We start from the raw sequence: 3,005 nt of genomic DNA on the forward strand, positions 1-3,005 counted from the left end.
CATGGCGTATAAGAGTGACATTGAGATAGCGCGCGAGGCGCGGAAGTTGCCGATCTTGGAGATTGGTGCGAAGCTGGGGATCGGGTCTGAGGATCTGCTGCCTTATGGCCATGACAAGGCGAAGGTGAGCCAGGGGTTCATCGATTCGGTTCAGGACCGCGCCGATGGCAAGCTGATCCTGGTGACGGCGATCAACCCGACGCCTGCGGGCGAGGGCAAGACCACGACCACGGTGGGTCTGGGCGACGGTCTGAACCGGATCGGCAAGAACGCGATGATCTGTATCCGCGAGGCGTCCCTGGGGCCGAACTTCGGCATGAAGGGGGGGGCTGCCGGGGGCGGCTATGCGCAGATCGTGCCGATGGAAGAGATGAACCTGCATTTCACCGGCGATTTCCACGCGATCACCAGCGCCCACAGCCTGCTCAGCGCGATGATCGACAACCACATCTATTGGGGCAACGAGGCCGAGATCGACACCCGCCGGGTGGTGTGGCGCCGTGTGGTGGACATGAACGATCGGGCGCTGCGGCAGATCACCTGCTCGCTGGGCGGGGTGTCGAACGGGTTCCCGCGCGAGGCGGGCTTCGACATCACCGTGGCCTCGGAAGTGATGGCGATCCTGTGCCTGGCCCGGGATCTGAAGGACCTGGAAAAGCGTCTGGGCGACATCATCGTGGCCTATCGCCGCGACAAGAGCCCGGTCTATTGCCGCGACATCAAGGCCGAGGGCGCGATGACCGTGCTGTTGAAGGACGCGATGCAGCCCAACCTGGTGCAGACGCTGGAGAACAACCCGGCCTTTGTGCATGGCGGCCCGTTTGCCAATATCGCGCATGGCTGCAACTCGGTCATCGCCACCAAGACGGCGCTGAAAGTGGCCGATTACGTGGTGACCGAGGCCGGTTTCGGGGCCGATCTGGGCGCCGAGAAGTTCATGAACATCAAGTGCCGCAAGGCCGGGATCGCGCCGTCGGCGGTGGTGCTGGTGGCGACCGTGCGCGCGATGAAGATGAACGGCGGCGTGGCCAAGGCTGATCTGGGCGCGGAAAACGTGGCCGCGGTCAACAAGGGCTGCGCCAACCTGGGCCGCCATATCGAGAACGTCAAATCCTTCGGCGTGCCGGTGGTGGTGGCGATCAACCATTTCGTCACCGATACCGAGGCCGAGGTGCAGGCGGTCAGGGACTATTGCGCCAATCACGGGGTCGAGGCGGTGCTGTCGCGCCATTGGGAGCTGGGTTCGGAAGGCTCCGAGGCGCTGGCGCGCAAGGTTGTCGAGCTGGCCGATTCGGGCAAGGCGAACTTTGCCCCGATCTATCCCGACGACATGGGCCTGTTCGAGAAGATCGAGACCATCGCCAAGCGCATCTATCGCGCCGACGAGGTGCTGGCCGATCAGAAGATCCGCAACCAGCTGAAGGAATGGGAAGAGGCCGGCTATCGCAACCTGCCGGTCTGCATGGCCAAGACCCAGTATTCCTTTACCACCGATCCGAACCGGCGCGGCGCGCCGACGGGCCATTCGGTGCCGGTGCGCGAGGTGCGCCTGAGCGCGGGCGCGGGCTTTATCGTGGTGGTCTGCGGCGAGATCATGACGATGCCGGGCCTGCCGCGCAAACCGGCGGCGGAGACCATCCGGCTGAATGACGCGGGCCAGATCGAGGGCTTGTTCTGAGCCGCGATATGCGCAATTCACGGCCCGGGACCGATCCCGGGCCGTGAGAGTTTCAAGACATGAGCACATCCATCCCGCCGCAGGATTGTAGCGACATGGCCAGCCTGCGCGACCAGATCGACCGGCTGGACCGCGAACTGATCACCCTGCTGGCCGCGCGGGCGGGCTATATCGACCGGGCGGTGGAGCTGAAACAGGGCAATGGCTGGCCCGCGCGGATCCCCGAACGGGTCGAGGAAGTGGTGATGAACGCCCGCGCCGCCGCCGAAGGCCAGGGGCTGGACCCCGGCCTGATCGAGGACCTGTGGCGGCGGCTGGTGGACTGGTCGATCGCCCGCGAGGCGCGGGTGATCCGGGAAATCTAGGGCCGGGCCCGCGTGCGCGGCCCCAGACGGCAACAAGGCGGCAACAAGGCGGCAACAAGGAAGAGAGCAAATGGCAGCAACTGTGATTGACGGCAAGGCCTTTGCGGCCCGGATCCGGGGCCAGGTGGCGGAACATGTGGCAGAGCTGAAGGCCGGGCATGGGATCACCCCCGGCCTGGCGGTGGTGCTGGTGGGCGAGGACCCGGCCAGCCAGGTCTATGTGCGCTCCAAGGGCAAGCAGACCGTCGAGGTCGGCATGAACTCGTATGAGCACAAGCTGGACGCCGACACGTCGGAGGCGGATCTGCTGGCGCTGATCGACCGGCTGAATGGGGATCCGGACGTGCATGGCATCCTGGTGCAGCTGCCGCTGCCGGGGCACCTGGACGAGGACCTGGTGATCAACGCCATCGATCCGGCCAAGGATGTGGACGGGTTCCATATCTCGAATGTGGGCCTTCTGGGCACCGGGCAGAAGAGCATGGTGCCCTGCACGCCGCTGGGCTGCTTGATGATGCTGCGCGACCATCACGGCTCGCTTTCGGGGATGGACGCGGTGGTGATCGGGCGGTCGAACATCGTGGGCAAGCCGATGGCGCAACTCTTGCTGGGCGACAGCTGCACGGTGACCATCGCCCATAGCCGGACAAAGGACCTGGCCGAGGTGGTGCGCCGCGCCGATATCGTGGTGGCCGCGGTGGGCCGGCCCGAAATGGTGCCCGGCGACTGGATCAAACCGGGCGCCACGGTGATCGACGTGGGCATCAACCGGATCGAGCGCGACGGCAAGACCAGGCTGGTGGGCGATGTCGATTACGACAGCTGCGCCGAGGTGGCGGGCGCCATCACCCCGGTCCCCGGCGGCGTCGGCCCCATGACCATCGCCTGCCTGCTCGCCAACACCCTCACAGCCTGCACCCGCGCTAACAAACTCACAGAACCAAAGGGACTTACTCCGTGAG

At 65.6% G+C, this 3,005-nt stretch carries 3 protein-coding genes; all 3 read left to right on the forward strand.

Annotation, left to right across the window (positions count from 1 at the left end; translation table 11 throughout):
• The first annotated feature begins 1 nt into the window (after position 1).
• Positions 2–1,678: a formate--tetrahydrofolate ligase gene (locus tag AC2FNY_RS20945; RefSeq protein WP_234140937.1), complete on the forward strand. Its 1,677-nt coding sequence runs from the start codon at positions 2–4 to the stop codon at positions 1,676–1,678.
• Positions 1,679–1,737: 59 nt separating this feature from the next.
• A complete protein-coding gene (locus AC2FNY_RS20950; RefSeq protein WP_234140936.1) occupies positions 1,738–2,043 on the forward strand; it encodes a chorismate mutase in 306 nt (101 codons plus the stop codon).
• A 70-nt stretch (positions 2,044–2,113) separates the two neighbouring features.
• Positions 2,114–3,004 carry a bifunctional methylenetetrahydrofolate dehydrogenase/methenyltetrahydrofolate cyclohydrolase FolD gene (gene folD, locus AC2FNY_RS20955; protein ID WP_496803644.1) on the forward strand — a complete coding sequence of 297 codons (891 nt, stop codon included), beginning with the start codon at positions 2,114–2,116 and terminating at the stop codon, positions 3,002–3,004.
• Position 3,005: the final 1 nt, after the last annotated feature.

This window comes from Ruegeria sp. BHSC223, assembly GCF_059613025.1.

Coding starts and splice junctions, on each gene's coding strand:
- AC2FNY_RS20945 (WP_234140937.1), top strand. CDS start 2: ATGGCGTATAAGAGTGACATTGAGATAGCGCGCGAGGCGCGGAAGTTG.
- AC2FNY_RS20950 (WP_234140936.1), top strand. CDS start 1,738: ATGAGCACATCCATCCCGCCGCAGGATTGTAGCGACATGGCCAGCCTG.
- folD (WP_496803644.1), top strand. CDS start 2,114: ATGGCAGCAACTGTGATTGACGGCAAGGCCTTTGCGGCCCGGATCCGG.